This window comes from Microbacterium yannicii PS01 (assembly GCF_000304335.1).
Lineage (GTDB): Bacteria > Actinomycetota > Actinomycetes > Actinomycetales > Microbacteriaceae > Microbacterium > Microbacterium yannicii_A.
Window position 1 is genome coordinate 113,480 of record NZ_CAJF01000009.1, and the last position, 19,646, is coordinate 133,125.

18 protein-coding genes are annotated in these 19,646 nt (G+C 69.3%); 16 read left to right on the top strand and 2 right to left on the bottom strand.

Annotated features, from left to right (window positions below; all coding sequences use genetic code 11):
- Positions 1-29: 29 nt before the first annotated feature.
- The 3 genes from iolB (WYM_RS07290) to WYM_RS21700 all read left to right on the top strand — a co-directional run bounded on the left by iolB (WYM_RS07290) (position 30) and on the right by WYM_RS21700 (position 3,106).
- Positions 30-944, top strand: coding sequence for a 5-deoxy-glucuronate isomerase (iolB, locus tag WYM_RS07290; RefSeq protein ID WP_019180174.1), 915 nt, complete (start codon positions 30-32; stop codon positions 942-944).
- 17 nt (positions 945-961) lie between these two features.
- The gene (iolD, locus tag WYM_RS07295; protein ID WP_019180175.1) at positions 962-2,857 is read left to right on the top strand and encodes a 3D-(3,5/4)-trihydroxycyclohexane-1,2-dione acylhydrolase (decyclizing); all 1,896 of its coding nucleotides are present in this window, start codon (positions 962-964) and stop codon (positions 2,855-2,857) included.
- Between the two features lie 96 nt (positions 2,858-2,953).
- The gene (locus tag WYM_RS21700) at positions 2,954-3,106 is read left to right on the top strand and encodes a hypothetical protein (RefSeq protein WP_019180176.1); all 153 of its coding nucleotides are present in this window, start codon (positions 2,954-2,956) and stop codon (positions 3,104-3,106) included.
- Here the strand turns inward: WYM_RS21700 and WYM_RS19635 are convergent.
- Together WYM_RS19635 and WYM_RS07310 are read right to left on the bottom strand one after the other, a co-directional pair.
- Positions 3,085-3,816, bottom strand: coding sequence for an IclR family transcriptional regulator (locus tag WYM_RS19635; protein ID WP_019180177.1), 732 nt, complete (start codon positions 3,814-3,816; stop codon positions 3,085-3,087). The two genes, WYM_RS21700 and WYM_RS19635, sit on opposite strands and share 22 nt — an antisense overlap.
- Positions 3,817-4,611, bottom strand: a complete 795-nt coding sequence (locus tag WYM_RS07310; RefSeq protein ID WP_019180178.1) for an IclR family transcriptional regulator — start codon at positions 4,609-4,611, stop codon at positions 3,817-3,819. It lies immediately after the preceding gene.
- A gap of 107 nt (positions 4,612-4,718) precedes the next feature.
- Between WYM_RS07310 and WYM_RS07315 the strand changes: the two genes are divergently transcribed.
- The 13 genes from WYM_RS07315 to WYM_RS07375 all read left to right on the top strand — a co-directional run.
- Complete coding sequence (locus WYM_RS07315; RefSeq protein ID WP_026059644.1) at positions 4,719-5,603, top strand: transketolase; 885 nt, start codon at positions 4,719-4,721, stop codon at positions 5,601-5,603.
- Positions 5,600-6,550 (top strand): transketolase family protein, encoded by a 951-nt coding sequence (locus WYM_RS19640; RefSeq protein ID WP_040569145.1) that lies wholly within the window; start codon positions 5,600-5,602, stop codon positions 6,548-6,550. Before WYM_RS07315 ends, WYM_RS19640 begins: the two co-directional genes overlap by 4 nt.
- Entirely contained in the window at positions 6,547-8,430 is a 1,884-nt protein-coding gene (iolD, locus tag WYM_RS07325; protein ID WP_019180181.1) for a 3D-(3,5/4)-trihydroxycyclohexane-1,2-dione acylhydrolase (decyclizing), read from the top strand. The genes WYM_RS19640 and iolD (WYM_RS07325) overlap by 4 nt, the downstream gene beginning before the upstream one ends.
- Before the next feature lie 56 nt (positions 8,431-8,486).
- Positions 8,487-9,962, top strand: coding sequence for an NAD-dependent succinate-semialdehyde dehydrogenase (locus WYM_RS07330; RefSeq protein ID WP_019180182.1), 1,476 nt, complete (start codon positions 8,487-8,489; stop codon positions 9,960-9,962).
- The gene (locus WYM_RS07335) at positions 9,959-11,017 is read left to right on the top strand and encodes a tartrate dehydrogenase (protein WP_019180183.1); all 1,059 of its coding nucleotides are present in this window, start codon (positions 9,959-9,961) and stop codon (positions 11,015-11,017) included. The genes WYM_RS07330 and WYM_RS07335 overlap by 4 nt, the downstream gene beginning before the upstream one ends.
- A 104-nt stretch (positions 11,018-11,121) precedes the next feature.
- Positions 11,122-12,255: a Gfo/Idh/MocA family protein gene (locus WYM_RS07340; RefSeq protein ID WP_192813724.1), complete on the top strand. Its 1,134-nt coding sequence runs from the start codon at positions 11,122-11,124 to the stop codon at positions 12,253-12,255.
- Positions 12,242-13,315 (top strand): zinc-dependent alcohol dehydrogenase, encoded by a 1,074-nt coding sequence (locus WYM_RS21065; protein ID WP_237739345.1) that lies wholly within the window; start codon positions 12,242-12,244, stop codon positions 13,313-13,315. Before WYM_RS07340 ends, WYM_RS21065 begins: the two co-directional genes overlap by 14 nt.
- On the top strand, positions 13,312-14,211 hold the full coding sequence (locus WYM_RS19650) for a sugar phosphate isomerase/epimerase family protein (RefSeq protein ID WP_019180186.1): 900 nt from the start codon (positions 13,312-13,314) through the stop codon (positions 14,209-14,211). Before WYM_RS21065 ends, WYM_RS19650 begins: the two co-directional genes overlap by 4 nt.
- A 13-nt stretch (positions 14,212-14,224) precedes the next feature.
- Positions 14,225-15,127, top strand: a complete 903-nt coding sequence (gene iolB, locus WYM_RS07355) for a 5-deoxy-glucuronate isomerase (protein ID WP_019180187.1) — start codon at positions 14,225-14,227, stop codon at positions 15,125-15,127.
- A 48-nt stretch (positions 15,128-15,175) separates the two neighbouring features.
- Positions 15,176-16,108: an aldo/keto reductase gene (locus WYM_RS07360; protein ID WP_019180188.1), complete on the top strand. Its 933-nt coding sequence runs from the start codon at positions 15,176-15,178 to the stop codon at positions 16,106-16,108.
- Positions 16,108-17,145 carry a zinc-dependent alcohol dehydrogenase gene (locus WYM_RS19655; protein ID WP_019180189.1) on the top strand — a complete coding sequence of 346 codons (1,038 nt, stop codon included), beginning with the start codon at positions 16,108-16,110 and terminating at the stop codon, positions 17,143-17,145. Before WYM_RS07360 ends, WYM_RS19655 begins: the two co-directional genes overlap by 1 nt.
- Positions 17,146-17,210: 65 nt before the next feature.
- Positions 17,211-18,269, top strand: a complete 1,059-nt coding sequence (locus tag WYM_RS07370) for a sugar ABC transporter substrate-binding protein (protein WP_019180190.1) — start codon at positions 17,211-17,213, stop codon at positions 18,267-18,269.
- The coding region (locus WYM_RS07375) for a sugar ABC transporter ATP-binding protein (RefSeq protein ID WP_019180191.1) at positions 18,266-19,646 on the top strand (1,381 nt) is incomplete at its 3' end. The genes WYM_RS07370 and WYM_RS07375, both read left to right, overlap by 4 nt.

Sequence of the window (19,646 nt, forward strand, 5' to 3'; positions counted from 1 at the left end):
TCCCTCACGAGCACCCACGAAAGCACGACATGAGCACTTCCGACCAGCGCTGGTTCCACCGCCGAGGCGATCTCGCGCGTGACGGCTGGGAAAGCGTCGTGGACGCGACGACTCCCGGCTGGAGGCACACCGGCATCCGCGTCGCGGACCTCGCAGACGGGGATCACCTGAACCTGGACGATCGCGGAGTGGAGAGGATCATCGTCCCGCTCGCCGGGACGTTCCACGTCGTTCATCGCCACTTCCCCGGGGAGTGGGAGACGCGTCTGCACGGCCGGCGGTCGGTTTTCGACGGTCCGACCGACGTGCTCTATCTCTCTGCCGGCACGACGGCGGAATTGCGCGGGCACGGTCGCGTCGCGGTCGCGGAGGCGCCGGCGACCGGGTCGCGCGACTGGCACTACATCCCGGCATCCGACACCCCCGTGGAGCTGCGTGGCGCGGGCCGGTCGAGTCGGCAAGTGCACAACTTCGGAACTCCCCAGGCGCTTGACGCCGCACGACTCATCGTGTGCGAGGTCATCACGCCGGCCGAGAACTGGTCGTCATATCCGCCGCACAAGCATGACGAGCACGTGCCCGGGCACGAATCTCGTCTCGAAGAGATCTACTACTTCGAGACCGCGCCGATTGCGGGCTCGGATGCCGCGGCCGACGCCGCGTTCGGCATGTTCAGCACCTACTCGTCCCCGGCGGGCGAGATCGACATCAATGCGATGGTGCACACGGGCGACATCGCGCTCGTGCCTTTCGGCTACCACGGCCCCGCCGTCGCCGCCCCGGGCTACGACCTCTACTACCTCAACGTGATGGCCGGACCCGATCCCGAGCGGACGTGGCTGATCAGCGACGACCCCGCGCACGCGTGGGTGCGCGACACCTGGAATGGGCAGAGCATAGACGAGCGCCTGCCGTACGAGAACGACGAGAAGGGCTCCCGCTGATGGGTGAAACGAAGCGAATGACAGTCAGCCAGGCACTCGTGGAGTTCCTGGCCCACCAGTGGACCGTCGATGGGGACATTCGTGAGCGGACCGTTCCCGGCATGTTCGGCATCTTCGGGCACGGGAACGTCGCCGGCATCGGTCAGGCGCTCAAGCAGTTCAATGTCGAGCAGCCCGACCTGATGCCGTACTACCAGGCCCGCAACGAGCAGGCGATGGTGCACCAGGCCGTGGGCTACGCCCGCATGCACCGCCGTCGCGGCACGTACGCGTCGGCCGCGTCGGTCGGCCCGGGTGCGGCGAACATGCTCACCGCCGCGGCCCTCGCGACCACCAACCGCCTTCCGGCGCTGCTCCTGCCGAGCGACACCTTCGCGACGCGCGTCGCCGACCCGGTCCTGCAGCAGCTCGAGCAGCCGTGGGACATCGGCCTCACCGTCAACGACGCGTTCCGCCCGCTGTCGAAGTTCTTCGACCGAGTGCAGCGCCCCGAGCAGCTGTACTCGATTGCGCTGGCCGCGATGCGAGTGCTCACCGACCCGGCCGAGACCGGCGCCGTGACGATCGCGCTTCCGGAGGACGTGCAGGCCGAGGCGCTCGACGTGCCGGTCGAGTTCCTACAGGATCGCGAATGGCACATCCGCCGCCCCGTGCCCGAGCGCGGACCGCTCGCGCGCGCCGTCGCCGCCATCCGGGGTGCCAAGAACCCGTTCATCGTCGCCGGCGGCGGTGTCATCTACTCAGCCGCCGAGGACCAGCTCAGGGCGCTCGTCGATGCCACCGGTATCCCGGTGGGAACCTCGCAGGCCGGCGGCGGTGTCTTGAACTGGGATCACCCGCAGAACCTCGGCGGCGTCGGCGCGACCGGCACCCTCGCGGCCAACCGGCTCGCGGCCGAGGCGGACGTCATCATCGGCATCGGCACCCGCTACAGCGACTTCACCACCGCATCGCGCACGGCGTTCCAGAACCCCGACGTCGTGTTCGTCAACGTCAACATCGCCTCCTTCGACGCCTACAAACACGGCTCGCAGCTCCCTCTCGTCGCCGATGCCCGCGAGGCGCTCAGCGAGCTCGCCATCGAGCTCGAGGGCTTCGAGATCTCGCGCGAGTATACCGAGCGCATCGCCCGCGAGAAGGCGGGCTGGGATGCCGCTGTCGACGCGGCGTTCGAGGCGTCGGGGCGCGCACTGCCCGGCCAGCCGGAGATCATCGGCGCGGTGCAGTCGAAGAGCGCGCCTCAGGACGTCGTCGTGCAGGCGGCGGGCTCGCTGCCGGGCGACCTCCACAAGCTCTGGCGCGTGCGGGATCCGCTGGGGTACCACGTCGAGTACGCGTTCTCCTGCATGGGCTATGAGATCGCCGGCGGACTCGGCGCCAAGCGCGGTCTCCTTGCCGACGGCGATGACCGTGACGTCATCGTGATGGTCGGCGACGGCTCATACCTCATGCTCAACACGGAGCTCGTCACCGCGGTCGCCGAGGGCATCAAGCTCATCGTGGTGCTCATCCAGAACCACGGCTATGCGTCGATCGGGCACCTGTCCGAGACGGTCGGGTCGGAGCGGTTCGGCACCTGGTACCGGGAGTACGACGGCGAGGCCCGCAATTTTCAGGGGGAGAAGATCCTGCCCGTCGACCTCGCGATGAACGCGCGCAGCTACGGCCTCGACGTGATCGAGATCGAGCCGGGCGCCTCGGCCATCGACGATCTCAAGTCTGCCGTCGCGCAGGCGAAGGCATCCAACAAGTCGACGTTCATCCACATCAACAGCGACCCGCTCGTCTACGCGCCCGACGGGGCGGGCTGGTGGGACGTGCCGGTGCCAGCGGTCTCGACCCTCGAGAGCACTCACCGAGCACGCGAGGTGTACCTGACCCAACAGGCGAGTCAGAAGCCGCTCGTCGGCTGATCCGCACTTGTACCACAAGTGGTCGTCAGCCCACCGCGCGCAGTTTGTCGTCGTCCCTTTGACGAGCCGACCCCGGCGCAGCAGGCGGCAGCGTACATGCGCTTCCGCCCGAACGAGGCCTTCACCCGCCCCGCTGCTGCGCGCAGGCTCGAGCTGTCGGGGGATGCCGAATGGGCGGCGACCGCCGAGCGGCTGCGCGCGCAACGAGCCGCAGCTCGCCGGCATGTTCACCGCGACGTGAGCGCCTGAGCACCCGCGCGCAGCGCGGCCGTGTAGTCGTCGAGGTTCGCGCGGATCTCGCCGGCGAGGCCGCCGGCCGAAAGGCTCGCGCGGAACCGGCCCTGCCCGTCCAGAACGGGAACGGCGATCCCGCCGATGCCGACGGTCGCATCCTCCAGTGAGATCGTGCGTCCCTCGGAGCGGGTGCGGGCGATGTCCTCGCGCAGCAGAGCCGGATCGACCAGGGTGGCGGGGGTGAGGCGCTCGAGGGTGCCCGATTCGAGCACCTCCTCCGCAGCAGGGTCATAGGCGAGCGTCAACCGCCCGGCGCCGCCCGCGTTCGGAGCGAGGGATCGTCCGGGGCGGAGCACCAGGAGCTCGAGCGCGCGGCCGGGGGCCCAGTCGATGCAGAATGCCCGATGGAGTCTGGGAACGCACAGGAAGATGGACTGGCCGGTGACTTCGGACGCGGCGTGCAGCACATCCGCGGCCCCGTCCCATTCGGTCATGGCCGCGCGGGCGGCGTCGCTGAGATGCAGCCACTTCGACGACATCGCGACCAGCCCGTCCTGGCCGATCCTCACCAGGTCGATGGCCGCCATCGCTTCGACGAGCCGATAGACGCTGGCGCGCGGCATGTTCAACGCCTCCGCCAGCTCGGCGTGGGTCAGCCGGCCGTCGCGCGAGAGCAGATCGGCCAGGTCGCGAGCATTCGAGAGGGTGCGGATGGGGCTGGGCACTCAGCGCTCCTCGGGGATCGCGCCGCCGAGCATCGCGGTGATGCCGTGCGCGGCGGTCCTGACGGCGGTCACGGTGCTCTCGACGTCGTCCAGGATCAGACCGCGCATCCCGCTCACAGAGACGGCGGCGACCACCTCGCCCCGGTGATTCGTGACGGGCATGCCGATCGCGGCGATCCCGGGCGTGACATCGCCGTCGGACTCGGCCCACCCACGCCGGAGAGTCTCGTCGACGGCGCGCGTCGCCGCTGCGGAGTCGAAGCGGTACTCGGGGAATCGTGCGCTCGCCTCGCGGGCGAGGTTTGCGATGACCAGTGTGCGCTCGCTCGCGGGAAGCAGCGCCAGCAGGGCGAGCGGAGCGGCGCCGAGGCCCAGCGGCAGCGAGTCTCCCAGCCGCATCGCCAATGAGCCCACGTCGCGTCCGTCGAGCCGGTCGATGCAGACTGCCGCGAGACCTCGCCGGATGCACAGGAACGAGGTGGCTGCCGTCCGGCCACGCAGATCCCTCAGGAACGGCTGGGCGATCGCGCGGATGTCGGTCGTCTCCTCGACGGCGGCTCCGACGCGGATGAAGTCGAGGCCGAGGCGGTAGTGCCCGCGCCGCGACGACGGGTCCACCCATCCGAGGTCCACGAGATTGCTCACGAGGCGATACGTGGAGCTCACCGGCTCGCCGACCACGCGCGCGAGTTCGGCGATCGACAATGTGCCCCTATCGGCCAGTGCGTCCAGGGCGGCGGAGGCCTTCGACAGAATTTCCATGCCGCCTATGGCCTGGCCCTGAGTCGCCGTCATGCGGAGATCCTCTCACTGGTTGGACGGTTCGACCGTTTTCATGCATAATTCTCATGTGGCAGTCAATCTGTCTGATACATAAGAGTCAAGGGAGACGGGTCGGCACCATGACAGTCACGACAGGACACGAGCGACTCGTGGACATCGCCCGCGGAGCCCGACTGCATGTGGTCGAGACGGTAGCCGCCAGCAAGGCCGGGCACATCGGCGGCCCGCTATCGGCGATGGACCTGCTGGTCGCGCTCTACTTCGAGCAGATGCGCATCGACCCGTCCGACCCGCGACGGCCTGATCGCGACAGGTTCGTCCTCTCCAAGGGCCACTCCGCGATTGCTCTGTACGTCGTATTGGCGCTGCGGGGCTACTTCCCTATCGAGGAGCTCGTGACCTTCGACCACGGTGACTCGCGACTGCAGGGGCATCCCGACATGCTCCTCACGCCCGGAGTCGACGTCTCGACGGGCTCCCTCGGACAAGGCCTGTCCGCCGCCGCCGGCATCGCGCTGGGCGCCCAGCGCCTGGAGCGCGACTTCCACACCTGGGTGATGCTCGGCGACGGCGAACTCGAGGAGGGCATGGTTTGGGAGACGGTGCTGTCGGCGCCGCGCTTCGCCCTGGACAACCTCACGGCGATCGTGGACCTCAACGGGCTGCAGCAGTACGGCTGGCCGGCATCGTCCGGTGACAGGTTCGACCGCAGCGAGCCGCTCGGCCACGTTGATCTCGCGGCCGTGTTCTCCGGATTCGGCTGGGAGGTGCGCGTGATCGACGGGCACGACTACGGCGAGATCCTCGCGGCATACGAATGGGCGGAGCGGCGGAGGGGAGTGGCGGGGACCCCGTCGGCCATCATCGCGCGGACCACCAAGGGCCAGGGGATCTCCTTCACCGCGGGAACCTACAAGTGGCACAACGGGGTTGCCACCGACGAGCAGCTGGCCGTCGCGCGCGCGGAGCTGCGCGACCGCGATCAGGCGGAGGCAGCACGATGAGGGCGCAACGCGAGGTGTGGGGGCAGACGCTGGCGAACCTCGCCAGGGAGGACGAGCGGGTGCTGGTGATCGACGGCGACCTCGCAACGTCTACCCGTGCGGACCTGGTGGCTGATCAGGCGCCCGGCAGCTTCATCCAAGCGGGGATCGCCGAGCAGAACATGGTGGGCATGGCCTTCGGTCTCACCACGATGGGATATCGGCCGTGGCTGTCGTCGTTCAGCGTGTTCCTCACCCATCGCTGCCTTGACCAGACCCGGATGCTGGTGTCGCAGACCAAGGCCCCGGTTCGTTTCGCGGCCGCCTACAGCGGTCTGCTCAACGGCTCCAGCGGCAAGACGCATCAGGATCTGACCGATATCGCCATCATGCGGTCGATGCCCCATATGACCGTGCTCGCGCCCGCCGACGAGGTGGAGGCCGAGGCCGTCATCCGGTGGGCGGCCGACCATGACGGGCCGGTTTACGTGCGGTTGGCGCGGGATGCCGTCCCCCCCGTCTTCGAGGAGAGCTACGCGTTCAGGCCCGGCGAGCCGCGGCTCGTCAACGACGGCGACGATGTCACGATCATCTCCACGGGGGTGCAGACCGCGCGCGTGAGGGAGTCTGTCCGGCTGCTCGCCGAGCAGGGTGTCTCCGCTCGCCTCGTCCACCTGGCCACCATCAAGCCGGTCGACGAGCGCGCGCTGATCGCCTTCGTCGCCGCGGCGCCGCTCGTGGTCACCGTTGAGGAGCACAGCGTGATCGGCGGACTCGGCGGTCTGGTGAGCGAGATCCTCGCGCCGCTGGCCGATGCCCCGCCGCTGGAACGGATCGGCCTCGCCGACGGCTGGTCCGAGTCGGCGCCGAACGGCTTCCTTCTGGACAAGTACGGACTGGCTCCCGAGAAGGTCGCGGCCAAGATCGTCGACCTGCTGGGCGAACACAAGACAAGGACACTTCAATGACGCAGACAATCGGTGCCCCGACACGGCGGCTTACCGTGGCCCAGGCTGTCGTCCAGTTCATGGCGGCACAGCATATCGAGCGGGACGGCGTCGAGGAGTCCTTTTTCGGTGGCGCGTTCGGGATCTTCGGCCACGGCAACGTCGGAGGGCTCGGTCAGGCGCTACTGGAGTACGAGCACGACTTCCGCTTCCTCCAGGGGCGGCACGAGCAGGGCATGGTGCACATGGCGGTCGGCTACGCCAAGATGCGCAACCGGTTCGGAGCGATGGCGGTGACCACCTCGATCGGTCCCGGCGCGACGAACATGGTCACGGGAGCGGGCACCGCCACCGTGAACCACCTGCCGGTGCTCCTGCTGCCCAGCGACACTTTTGCCACGCGCGCCACCGGTGCCGTGCTGCAGCAGATCGAGCAGCCCTACTCGATGGAGGTGACCGCGAACGACTCCTTCCGTGCGGTCTCCCGGTACTTCGATCGCGTGACACGACCCGAGCAGCTGGCCCCGGCGCTGCTGGAGGCGATGCGTGTCCTCACCAGTCCGGTGGACACCGGAGCGGTCACCCTCTGCCTGCCGCAGGACGTCCAGGCCGAGGCCTTCGATTTCCCGGTTGCGCTGTTCGAGCACCGTGTGTGGCACGTGCCGCGCAACCGGGCGGACCTCTCGGCGATCCGTCGCGCCGCCGAGGCCATCCGCGGCGCCGAGCGTCCGGTGATCATCGCCGGAGGCGGGGTTATCTATTCGAGCGCGTCGGAGGAGCTGATCCGCTTCGCGGAGGCCCTCGGAGCCGGAATCGGCGTGACCCAGGCGGGCAAGGCGAGTGTGCCTTTCGACCACCCACTCGCGCTCGGTGCTCTCGGAGCCAGTGGCTCGGCGTTCGCCAATCGGTTCGCGAACGATGCCGACCTCGTGATCGGTGTGGGCACGCGGTACACCGATTTCACCACCGCGTCCAACACCCTGTTCCGCAACCCCGGCGTCCGCTTCGTCAACATCAACGTCGCCGAGCTCGACGCTCTCAAGGAGGCCGGCATCGCGCTGATCGGCGATGCGCGCGAGACGCTTCGAGAACTCCGCCAGGCACTCGAGGGCCACTCGACACCCTCGTCGTTCCGCGATGAGGTGGTCGCGGCCGCGACCGGATGGCGGCACGAGGTGGACCGCCTGATCGAGCCCGATGAGGCATCGCCTTCGCTCTCCCAGGCAGCCGCCATCGGTCTCGTCAACGCGGCGGCGGACGAGCGCGACGTCGTCGTCAATGCCGCGGGATCGATGCCGGGCGATCTGCATCGACTCTGGCGGCCGGGCTCGGTGAAAGGCTACGACATCGAATACGGCAACTCCTGCATGGGCTACGAGATCCCCGGTGCCATCGGCGCGAAGCTGGGCGACCCGAGCCGCCACGTCTGGTGCTTCATCGGCGATGGCACCTACCTGATGATGTCGCAGGAGCTCCTGACCGCTGTGCAGGAGAAGCTCACGATGACCGTCGTCGTGGTCGACAACCGCGGCTACGGGTCGATCGCGGCACTGTCGAACTCGCTGGGCTCGCAGGAGTTCGGCACGCGGTTCTTCGAGCGCTCAGACGACGGGCGGCTGGCCGGTCCCATGCTTGAGGTGGACTTCGCCGCCAACGCCGCCAGCTATGGTGCCGAGGTCTTCACTGCCGCGACCGCGAAGCAGCTCACCGAGGCGCTCGCCTCGGCGAAGGCGTGCGACGGGCTCAGCGTCGTCTACGTGCAGGTGGATGCGCAGGCTCGCTTCGGCGGCTCCGGGGCGTGGTGGGACGTCCCGCTCGCAGAGGTGTCGAACGTCGCGTCGTCCATCGACGCGCGAGTGGTCTATGACGGACGCAAAGCCACCCAGCGCCTGTACATGTGAACCGCGGCGCGACCCGCGCGGGTCGTCGGCGCATGTGCCCGGACCGAGGAGACTTCATGAACGACACCCGTGAGATCGAGCTGTTGGCGAAAGCGCCCGACGGGCTCTTCATCGACGGCCAATGGGTGGCCGCCGACGGCCGCCGGACGCTGGATGTGTATGACCCCGCGACGGGTCAGGTGATCAAGACCATCGCGAACGCCTCGCCCGAGGACGGCAAGGCGGCGCTGGACGCCGCGGTCGAGGCGTTCCCGGCCTGGGCGGCGACGCCGGCGCGGGAGCGGGCCGAGATCCTGCGGCGGGCGTTCGATCTGCTTCAGGAGCGCAAGGAGGACTTCGCGCTGCTGATGACGATCGAGATGGGCAAGCCGCTGGCCGAGGCGCGGGGCGAGGTCGCGTACGGCGGCGAGTTCCTGCGGTGGTTCAGCGAGGAGACCGCGCGGGTGCAGGGCCGCTATGGTGCGAACCCGGAGGGCACCGGGCGGATGATCGTGTCGCAGCACCCGGTGGGTCCGTGCTTCCTGATCACGCCGTGGAACTTCCCGCTGGCGATGGCGACCCGCAAGATCGCGCCGGCCCTCGCCGCCGGCTGCACCGTGGTGATCAAGCCGGCGGAGCTGACGCCGCTGACCACGCTCGCCTTCGCGAAGCTGCTGGAGGACGCGGGCCTTCCTGCCGGCGTGGTGAACGTCTTCACCACCTCGACGTCGGGTGCCGTCTCGGAGCCGATCATCCGGGACCCGCGGCTGCGCAAGCTGTCGTTCACCGGCTCGACCCAGGTGGGGCAGCGCCTTCTCGAGCAGGCGGCGCAGGGCGTGCTGCGCACCTCGATGGAGCTCGGCGGGAATGCGCCGTTCGTCGTGTTCGACGACGCCGACCTCGAAAAGGCCGTGGACGGGGCGATGCTGGCGAAGTTCCGCAACATCGGCCAGGCCTGCACCGCGGCGAACCGGTTCATCGTGCACCGCTCCGTCGCCGAGGAGTTCGCGCGCCGGGTGACCGCGCGGGTGCAGGGCATGAAGATCGGGCGCGGCACCGAGGAAGGCGTCACGATCGGCCCGCTCATCGACGACCGTGCGGTCGAGAAGGCGTCGACGCTGGTCGAGGATGCCGTCGCCCGCGGCGCGTCGGTCGCCACCGGCGGCAACGCGGTCGAGGGGCCCGGCACGTTCTACGAGCCGACCGTGGTCACCGACGTGCAGCCGGGCTCGGACATCCTGCGCGAGGAGATCTTCGGGCCCGTGCTCGCGATCATCCCCTTCGACTCCGAGGACGACGCCGTGCGGCTCGCGAACGACACCGAGTACGGCCTGGTGTCGTACGTGTTCACCGAGAGCCTCTCGCGCGGACAGCGGATGATCGAGCGGCTCGAGACGGGCATGATGGGCCTCAACGTCGGCGTCGTCTCCAACGCCGCGGCGCCGTTCGGCGGGTGGAAGATGTCGGGACTGGGCCGCGAGGGCGGCGCGGAGGGCATCCACGAGTACCTGCAGACGAAGTACACGCTCACCGCCAACCCGTTCGCATCGTGACTGCTCGAGCCGAATACTCCATCGCGCTCATCCCGGGAGACGGGATCGGCGTCGAAGTGCTGGAAGCTGCTCGCGTCCCCCTGGCCGCGGTAGCGGCCAAGCACGGCTTCGCGATCCAGGAGCAGCACTATGACTGGTCGTGCCAGCGCTATCTCGACACGGGCGCGATGATGCCCGAGGACGGCATCGACCAGCTGCGGGCGCACGACGCCATCCTGCTCGGCGCCGTCGGCTGGCCCGCCCGAGTGCCCGACAGCGTCTCGCTACACGGGCTGCTGCTGCCGATCAGGAAGCGGTTCGACCTGTTCGTCAACGCGCGGCCCCATCGCCTGCTGCCGGGGATCGAAGGGCCGCTGCGCAAGAGCGACTTCGACATCCTCTGCATCCGCGAGAACACGGAGGGCGAGTACGCCGGCGCGGGTGGTCGCGTCCATGTCGGAACCCCGAACGAAGTCGCCGTCGAGACCGCGATCCTCACGCGTGCCGGTGTCGAGCGGATCCTCCGCTACGGCTTCGAGCAGGCACGCCTGCGCAGCGGACGGCTCGCGTCGGTGACGAAGTCCAACGCACAGCGCCACACGATGGTGTTCTGGGACGACGTCACGGACGAGCTGGCGGCGCAGTACCCCGACGTCGAGGTCACGAGGTACCACGTCGACGCGATCGCGGCGCGGATGATCACGCATCCGGAATCCCTCGACGTGCTGGTCGCGTCGAACCTGTTCGGCGACATCCTGAGCGATGTCGGGGCGGCGATCCAAGGCGGACTCGGCTTCGCGGCATCCGCGAACATCAACCCGTCTCCCGGCGTGCCGTCCATGTTCGAACCTGTGCACGGCTCGGCGCCGGATATCGCCGGTCAGGGCCGCGCGAACCCGATTGCGGCGATCTGGAGCGCGGCTCAGATGCTCGCGCATCTCGGGGAGCGGGAGGCGGCGGCCGACCTTCTCTCAGCGATCGCCTTAGCCAGCCGGAACGCGCGCGGCCTCACGCCCGACTGCGGGGGAACCGCCACGACGACCCAGGCCGCCCGTCGCATCGCCGAGTTAGTATGACGTGACATTTATAATGGACATGATGCCCGACACATGAGAAGATAGAGCCGATTAACCCAGGTCATGCTGCACGTGTGCGGATGACGAAAGCCGAAGGGGGCACCATGGCGGACGATGTTGTCCGAGGGCTGGTCGCGCAGAGGTCGGCGCCGATCCGAGTCGCGGTGATCGGTTCGAGCTGGATCAGCCGCGCGCATTGCCACGCTCTGCTGTCGCTCAACCACATCCGCCCCCTCACCCGTCCGATTCAGCTCGTCTCTCTGCATGCGCGCACGCCGGAGACGGTTGAGGCGCTCGCGACCGAGTTCGGATTCCAGCGCTGGAGCACGCGGTGGGAGGACGCGGTCGAGGCCGATGACGTCGACGTCGTCGCCGTGCTCACGACAAATCACCTGCACGCCCCGGTCGTCCGTGCCGCCCTCGCCGCCGGCAAGGCGGTGTTCTGCGAGAAGCCCCTCGCTCTGGGAGCGGACGACGCCGTTGAGCTGGCCGTCCTGGCCGAACAGAGCGGCCTCACCGCGGCGTGCGGCTTCAACTACCGCTACCACCCGGCCACGATGCTGCTGCGGGAGCTGACGCTCAGCGGAAGGCTGGGCGACGTACGGCACTTCCGTGCGGTATACCTGCAGGACTGGGCCGACCAGCTGTCCGCGACGCGGCCCAATCACTCGGGCGCAGGCTCGATCGGCGACTACTCCCACATCACGGACTTCCTGATCGAGCTCACCGGCGTCCCGCGCTCGGTCACCGCCGAGGTGCGGGGGTTCGGCCTGACCGACGACGACGCGTTCGTCGCGACCGCGGTGCTCGCGGGCGGCGGGCTGGGCACGCTGGAGGCCTCCCGCTTCGCGCTGGGGCACAAAGGCGGTCAACGGATCGAAGTCAACGGCACGCGGGGCTCGGCGTGGTGGGACATGGACGACCCGAACCGCCTGCACGTCTTCCTCCGCGAGGACGAGGTGGAGGGACTCGGCGGCTTCCGCGACATCGTCGTCACCGAGCCCGGGCATCCGCTCATGGCGGGCTGGTGGCCGCCCGGCCACGTGCTCGGCTGGGAGCACGGCTTCTCCAATGAGTGGCGCGACTTCCTCGGGGCCGTGATCGAGGGAACCCCGGTGCCCCATCGGCAAGCATCCTTCCGCGACGGGGCGATCGTGGAGGTCGTGTCGGACGCTCTCCAGCGCGCGGCGGCCGAGGGGCGGCGTGTGACCGTGGACATCCCCGGTGTCCTGGCCTGAGGGGGAGATGCGGGCATTCCTCGTGGATGCCGCCAGGCAGGGGTCCTGGCGGCCGACACGGATGCCCGACCCGGCGCCGGGGACGGCGCTGGTGCGCGTGCGGGCCGTCGGACTGTGCGGAACGGACGCGCATCTGTGGACGGGGCTGAGTCCGAACCTTCAGCGCGGACTGACGACCTATCCCTGGCAGCCGGGGCACGAGTGGTGCGGCGAGGTCGTCGCCGTCGCCGGGGGCGCCGTCGGCGGCCACCCGGTGGTGGGCGACCTCGTGGTCGGCGACCCGTTCGTCACCTGCGGCACCTGCGAGGTCTGCCGGCGCCGGGGACGGGCCGCGCATTGCCCGAACCGGGTCGAGATCGGCGTCCGCGGGCATGCCCCTGGCGCCCTGGCGGAGTTCGTCCGGGTCCCCGTGGCCAACCTCACCCGCGTACCCGATGGCGTCCGCCCGATCGAGGCGACGCTCGCCGAGCCCGCCACCACGGCACTGCACGCACTGGACGTCGCCCGCCTGCGTCCCGGAGGGGACGCCTGCGTGATCGGCACGGGCACGCTCGGCCTCATCGCGATCCAGGTCGCCGTCGCCGCGGGGGCCGACGTATCGGCCGTCGGTGTGGACGACGCGGGCTTGGCGCTCGCGGAGTCCATCGGTGCAACGGTGGCTCGTCCGGGAGAATTGGCGGGCGGTGCCTTCGACACCGTGATCGAGGCCTCCGGTGCGCGAACCTCGCTGGCCGAGGCATCCCGTCTCGTCAGCGTCGGCGGTTCGATCGGGCTCGTCGGATACCCGGCCGAAGCGCAGGTCCCCATCGACGCCGCCGGTCTCATCATGGCGGGTGCCTCGCTGCACGGCGTGCTCGGTGGCATCGACCGCATGCGGGACGCACTCGTGCTCATCAGCCGCGGCGTGATCGATCCGGCCGCCCTCATCGACGGAGTCCACGGGCCCGAACGGGCCGCGCAGTGCCTGGACGACCTGATGTCGTCCCGCGCCCGCCCCAAACTCGTGATCGCGTGGGAGCCCGGCGAGCTTTCCGCCCAAGGAACGGAGACCCGCGCATGAGCGCACCGCTACCCTCGCTGCTGGCGACCTGCTGGACCTCGGCCGGCGACGTGCGCCCCGGCCTGACCCCGGACGAGAGCCCTCATGCGCTCGCCCAGCGCATCACCGCGGTGTCGGGGGCGGGGTACGACGGGATGGGGATCGAGCTGGCAGATCTGCGGTCGCTCGCCTCCCGCGACCTCGTCGACCTCCGACTCCGCCTCGCCGACGCGGGCATCCGCACGCTTCAGATCGAGTTCATCGACGATTGGTTCGCCTCGGGGCAGCGTCGCCGGGTGTCCGACGAGCGGCGACGGGAACTGTTCGAGCTCGCCGAAGCACTCGGTGCGGACCACGTCAAGGTCGGCGGCGGTCAGGCCTCGGACGTGGTGGACCTCGACGAGGTGAAGGCCGAGTTCGACGCGCTCGCCCACGAGGCGGCCGACCATGGCACGCGGGTGGCGCTGGAGGGCGGGGCGTTCTCGCGCCTGGCCGACCCCGCGACCGCCGTCGAGGTCGTCTCCGCGACGACTTCACCGGCCGGAGGCATCCTGCTGGACATCTGGCACCTGCAGCGCGTCGGCTTCGACTACGACCGGCTGCCTGATCTCGTGCCGTCCGCGCGACTGTTCGCGGTCGAGCTCGACGACGGCGAACGGGAGTCGATCGCCGACCTCTTCGCCGACACCTTCGACCGGCGTCTGCCGTGCGGCGAGGGCGATTTCGACGTCGTGAGGTTCATCCGCAGCGTCCGGCGCATCGGCTTCGAAGGGCCGTGGGGCGTCGAGCACATGTCCGTCGACCACCGCCGCAAGCCTGTCGACGAAGCGCTGCGCGATGCCGCCGCAGCAGCCAGGGAGTGTCTGCGGCTCGCGGCAGGCGAAGGCGTCGCGAACGGCCGCGAACAGGCCACATGAGAAAGGAATGCAGATGAGCGCAACCGAGGAGCGGTGGTTCCACCGCCGGGGCGAGCTCGCCCGCGAGGGCTGGGAGAGCGTCGTGGACGCTGCGACTCCGGGATGGGAGCACACCGGGCTCCGTGTCGCGGCCCTCGGTCCCGGCGACGAACTGGCACTCGAGGAGCGGGGGATCGAACGCATCATCGTCCCCCTGTGGGGATCGTTCACAGTTACACACACCGAGCCGGGCGGCACCGCCGAGACCAGCACCACGCTCGCGGGCCGGCCATCGGTCTTCGAGGGCCCCACGGACGTGCTTTATCTGTCGTCGGGGTCGACCGCGGTGCTGACGGGAGTCGGCAGGGTCGCGGTCGCGACCGCGCCCACCCCGGACGTACGGCCCACGCGGCACATTCCCGCGGCACAGACGCCGGTGGAACTGCGCGGCGCCGGCTCATCCAGCCGACAGGTGCACAACTTCGGGACGCCGGGCGCGCTGGACGCCGCCAAGCTCATCGTGTGCGAGGTCATCACGCCTTCGCAGAACTGGTCGTCGTACCCGCCGCACAAGCACGACGAAGACGTACCGGGGCACGAGGCCCGTCTCGAGGAGATCTATTACTTCGAGACCGCCCCGGTCCGCGGATCGTCGGCGGCGACCGACACGGCCTTCGGGATGTTCAGCACGTACTCCTCGCCGGCCGGTGACATCGACATCAACGCGATGGTGCGCTCGGGCGACATCGCGCTGGTGCCGTTCGGGTACCACGGTCCCGCTGTCGCCGCGCCCGGCTACGACATGTACTACCTCAACGTGATGGCGGGTCCCGGCGTGGAGCGACAGTGGCTCATCAGCGACGACCCCGCGCATGCGTGGGTGCGCGACAGCTTGGCCGGGCAGGCCGTCGACGAGCGTCTGCCGTACACGAGCTGACCTGAACCACACACGACCACGCCGCACCGCGGCGCATCGGAGGAAACCATGGAGTATCGCCCCCTGGGCAGGACCGGCCTGGACGTCTCGGCCGTCTCATTCGGCACAGGCTCGCTGGGCGGCCTGTTCGGACCGCTGGAGGAGGCGGACGCGCTGCGCCTCGTGGACGAGGCGATCGACAGCGGCATCAACCTCATCGACACGTCGCCCTACTACGGCAGCGCGGAGTACCGCCTGGGCAAGGCGCTCACCCCGGGCAAGCGTGATTGCGTGATCCTCGCCAGCAAGGCCGGGCGCAACGGCATCGACAGCTTCGACTTCAGCCCGGAACGCATCCGGAGCAGCGTCGAGGACAGCCTGAAACTGCTGGGTACAGACCACCTCGACATCCTCCAGCTGCATGACATCGAGTTCGTACCGCTCGGGCCTGTCCTCGAGGACGGCTTCGCCGAACTGCAGAGGCTGAAGGATGCCGGCAAGACGCGCTTCATCGGCATGACGGGGTACCCCGTGAAGACCTTCGCCCGCGTGATGCGCGAGACCGACGTCGACGTCGTCCTCACGTACGCCAAGGGCACGCTGCTGGACGATTCGCTGGTGACCGAGCTCGCGCCGGTCGCGCAGGAGTGCGGCGTCGGACTCGTCAACGCCGCAGCGGTTGCGCTGGGATTGCTGACCCCCGGCGGCTCGCGGCTCAGCCTCGATCACCCGGCTCCGGCGGAGGTGCGCGAGGCTGCGGCCCGGATGGTCGAGCTGGCTGCGGAGCGCGGGGCCGACATCGCCTTTCTCGCCAACCAGTACGCGATCCAGCGGACCGGTGCCGCCACGACGGTGGTGGGCGTCGGCAGCTCGCGCAACCTGCAATCCGCGCTGCGCGCCGCCGAGACGCCCATCGACGAGGCGCTGCTCGCGGACATGCTTGCCCTGCGTCCTCCGGTCGGACACCGGCAATGGAGCATCGGCCTGGAGGAGAACAACTGATGCGCGCCGTCGCGTTCACCCCAGAGGGCGAGGCCGTCATCGACCACCGCGATCCCGTGCCCGGCCCCGACGAGGTGCTCGTCGAGGTGGAGTACTGCGGGATATGCGGCAGCGACCTCCACGCGGCTCAGCCCGACTTCCACGTCGGGAACGTCATGGGCCACGAGTTCACCGGAACCGTCCTCGAGACCGGTAGCGACGTGACGGACTATCGGCCGGGGGACCGCGTCGTCGTCAACCCCAACGGCGATTGGTGCGGCCGATGCGGCGCCTGCACGCGCGGCGAGGTGAACATGTGCGAGCGGCTGGGCGAGACGGCCGTCGGTCTGGCGCGCGATGGGGGTCTCGCGCCGTTCGCGGCCGTGCGCCGGAGCACTCTGCACCGCCTTCCCGACGCGGTCGACTTCGCGTCGGCCGCGCTGATCGAGCCGCTCGCCGTCGCCATCCGAACCGTGCGCAACTCGGGGATCGCCATCGGCGACGACGCTGTCGTCTTCGGCGGCGGCCCGATCGGGCTCCTCGTCACGACCGTTCTGAAGGCCGCGGGCGCGGGCACCGTCACCGTTGTCGAGCCGGCGGCGGCCCGACGGGGCATGGCCCTGCGGCAGGGTGCGGCGGCGGTCATTGACCCGGCCGTAAGCCCGATCGAGGAGCACTTCCCCGACGCCGGCACGGCACCCCGCTTCGCCTTCGAATGCTCCGGCGTCGCCGAGCTCGTCGGAGTCGCCGTCAAGACCGTGCGGCCGCGAGGAACCGTCACGGTGACGGGGTACTCCCGGCGGCCGCCCACCTTCGACGCGACCGACCTGCTGTTCAAAGAGGTCACGATCCGGGGCAGCTTCATCTACGTCGGCGAGTTCGCGCAGGCCATCGGGCTCCTCGAGCGGGGCGCCGTCGACGTCTCGCCGCTGATCAGCGGCGTCGTGGGCATCGAGGAGGCCCCGCGGGCCTTCGACCTCATGCGCACGTCGCCCGATGCCATCAAGTACCTGATCAGCGCGCGCGCACAGACCCACGACGGCGTCACACCGATCTGACGACCGCCCCAGGAAACCATCCACCCACCGGAGCGATGCCGCTCCACCACTGAGAAGAGGACGACGTGAGTCCGATCCGCAACAACACAAAGCACCGCATCTCCCGCACTATCGGCGTCGGCGCGATCGCCCTGATGGCATTCGGCTTCGCCGGGTGCGCCTCGTCGTCCGATTCCGGCGGGATGTCGGAATCCGGCGATGACGTCACCATCGGCTTCTCCGTCCAGAAGCTGACCGACCAGTTCCAGCTCGCGATGATCGACTACGCAAAGCCCGCCGCCGAGGAGCTCGGAGCGACGCTCCTGGAACCGGTGAATGCCGACTCCGATGCCGCCAAACAGACCACCGACATCCAGACGATCCTCACACAGTCGCCGGACGCCCTCATCGTCGGTCCCGTCGATGCTGACGCCGTCGTGCCGTCGATCAAGCGCGCCAACCAGCAGGACGTGCCGGTGGTTTCGATCGACCAGGCACCGAACGGGGGCGAAGTATTCATGACAGTGCGCGCCGACAACGTCGGCATGGGCGCGACAGGCTGCGAGGAGATGGGTCGGATCCTCGAAGGCAAGGGCACCGTACTGGAGCTGCAGGGGGACCTCAGCTCCACCAACGGCCTGGATCGATCGGACGGCTTCTCGGAGTGCATGGCCGAGAAGTTCCCTGACATCACCGTCGTGCAGAAGCCGACCGACTGGGCGATGGACAAGGCGACGGATGCCGTCCAGACCGTCGCGAGCACCCAGCAGGTCGATGGCATCTTCATGGCCAGCGACTACTTCATCCCGGGCGTTCAGAAGGTGCTCACCTCGCTGAACAAGTGGGTCCCCGCTGGCGAGGACGGCCACGTGGTGCTCATCGGGATCGACGGCTCGTCGGAGGCGCTCGATCTCATCCGCGACGGCCTCCAGGACGGCACCGTGTCTCAGCCGGCGAACCTCTACGGCCAGTGGGCGGTGGAGTACGCGGTCGCGGCCGCGAACGGCGAGACGTTCGAGCCGGGTGTCACCGATCACGACAGCGAGATCGTCGAAGTCGAGACCGGGCTCGCCGACCTTCTCCCCGCCCCCCTCGTCACGAAGGAGAACGTGGACGACGAGACGCTCTGGGGCAACGCCGAGTGAGCGCCGTCGAGGAGCGACCGCAGACGCAGCGCACCGCGCTGCGTTTGGAGGGGATAACGAAGCGATTCGGGACGACGCTTGCGCTGGACAGCGTGTCGATGACCGTGGGCGAGGGCGAGGTGCGGGCACTGCTCGGCAGGAACGGCGCGGGCAAGTCGACACTCATCTCGGTCGTCACGGGGCTGCTCGCACCCGAGGACGGGACGCTCGCGTTCCCGTCGGCGGAGGAGGACGGGCTCAAGCCCGAGCAGCGCGTCGCGTGCGTGTACCAGAAGAGCACCCTGGTGCCCTACCTGACCGCCGCCGAGAATGTCGTGCTGGACGCGTACCCGCGCAACGCTGTGGGTCTCGTGGACTGGAAGGCGGTTCGGGAACGGGCGCGGTCGCTCCTCGACGAGTGGGGCGCGATAGATGTCGCCGACCAGCTCGTGCTGGATCTGGATCCCCTGCAGCGCAAGATCGTCGAGATCTGCCGCGCCCTCGGCACCGGGGCGCGCATCCTCCTGCTCGACGAGCCGACGGCCGGCCTGGACGGGGATGCGACCCGCATCCTGTTCGCGCACATGAACGAGCTCACCCGGCAGGGCATCACGATCATCTACGTGTCGCACTACCTGGAGGAGGTCTTCGAGGTGTGCGACTCCGTCACGATCGTCCGCGACGGGCGCGTCGTGATGACCAATGACCTCGGCGGGCTGAAGGTCGTCGACCTGGTGAACGCGATGGTCGGCGAGGTGCTCTCCCAACGCGAGGACGACATCCCCGTGCTCGCGCCCGCCGATTCGGACGACGATCCGCTGCTCGTGGTCGACGGCCTCGGTGCCGGTATCGTCGAAGGCTTCTCGGTCCAGATTCGCCCGGGCGAATGCGTCGGCCTCGTCGGACTGGAAGGATCCGGCATCGTCGACGTCGCCCGCGCGGTCGCGGGACTGCAGGACCGCTCAGGATCCGTCACCGTCAAGGGCGTGACCATTCCCGGCGGAAGCGTGAGGAAGGCGATCCGCAGCGGTATCGGCTTCCTGCCCGAAGACCGGCATGCGAGCGGGTACGTGCCCGAGATGGCGAACGAGGAGAACGCCACTCTCAGCATCCTCTCGCAGCTGACGAACCGCGTCGGGCTCATCAGCGGGCGGCGTCGGCGTGAGGCGTACGGCGACCTGTCGCGGGCGTGGGAGATCAAACAAGCCTCGTTCGCGCAGGCGACGCGTGAGCTCTCCGGCGGCAATCAGCAGAAGGTCGCGCTCGCTCGGGCCTTCGCCTCGCGGCCGGACGTCCTCGTCCTCGCCAATCCCACCGCGGGAGTGGATGTCTCCGCCAAGGCGTCGATCGCCGAATCCGTCGCCGGGCGCGTCGCCACCGACCGCACCGCCTGTCTCA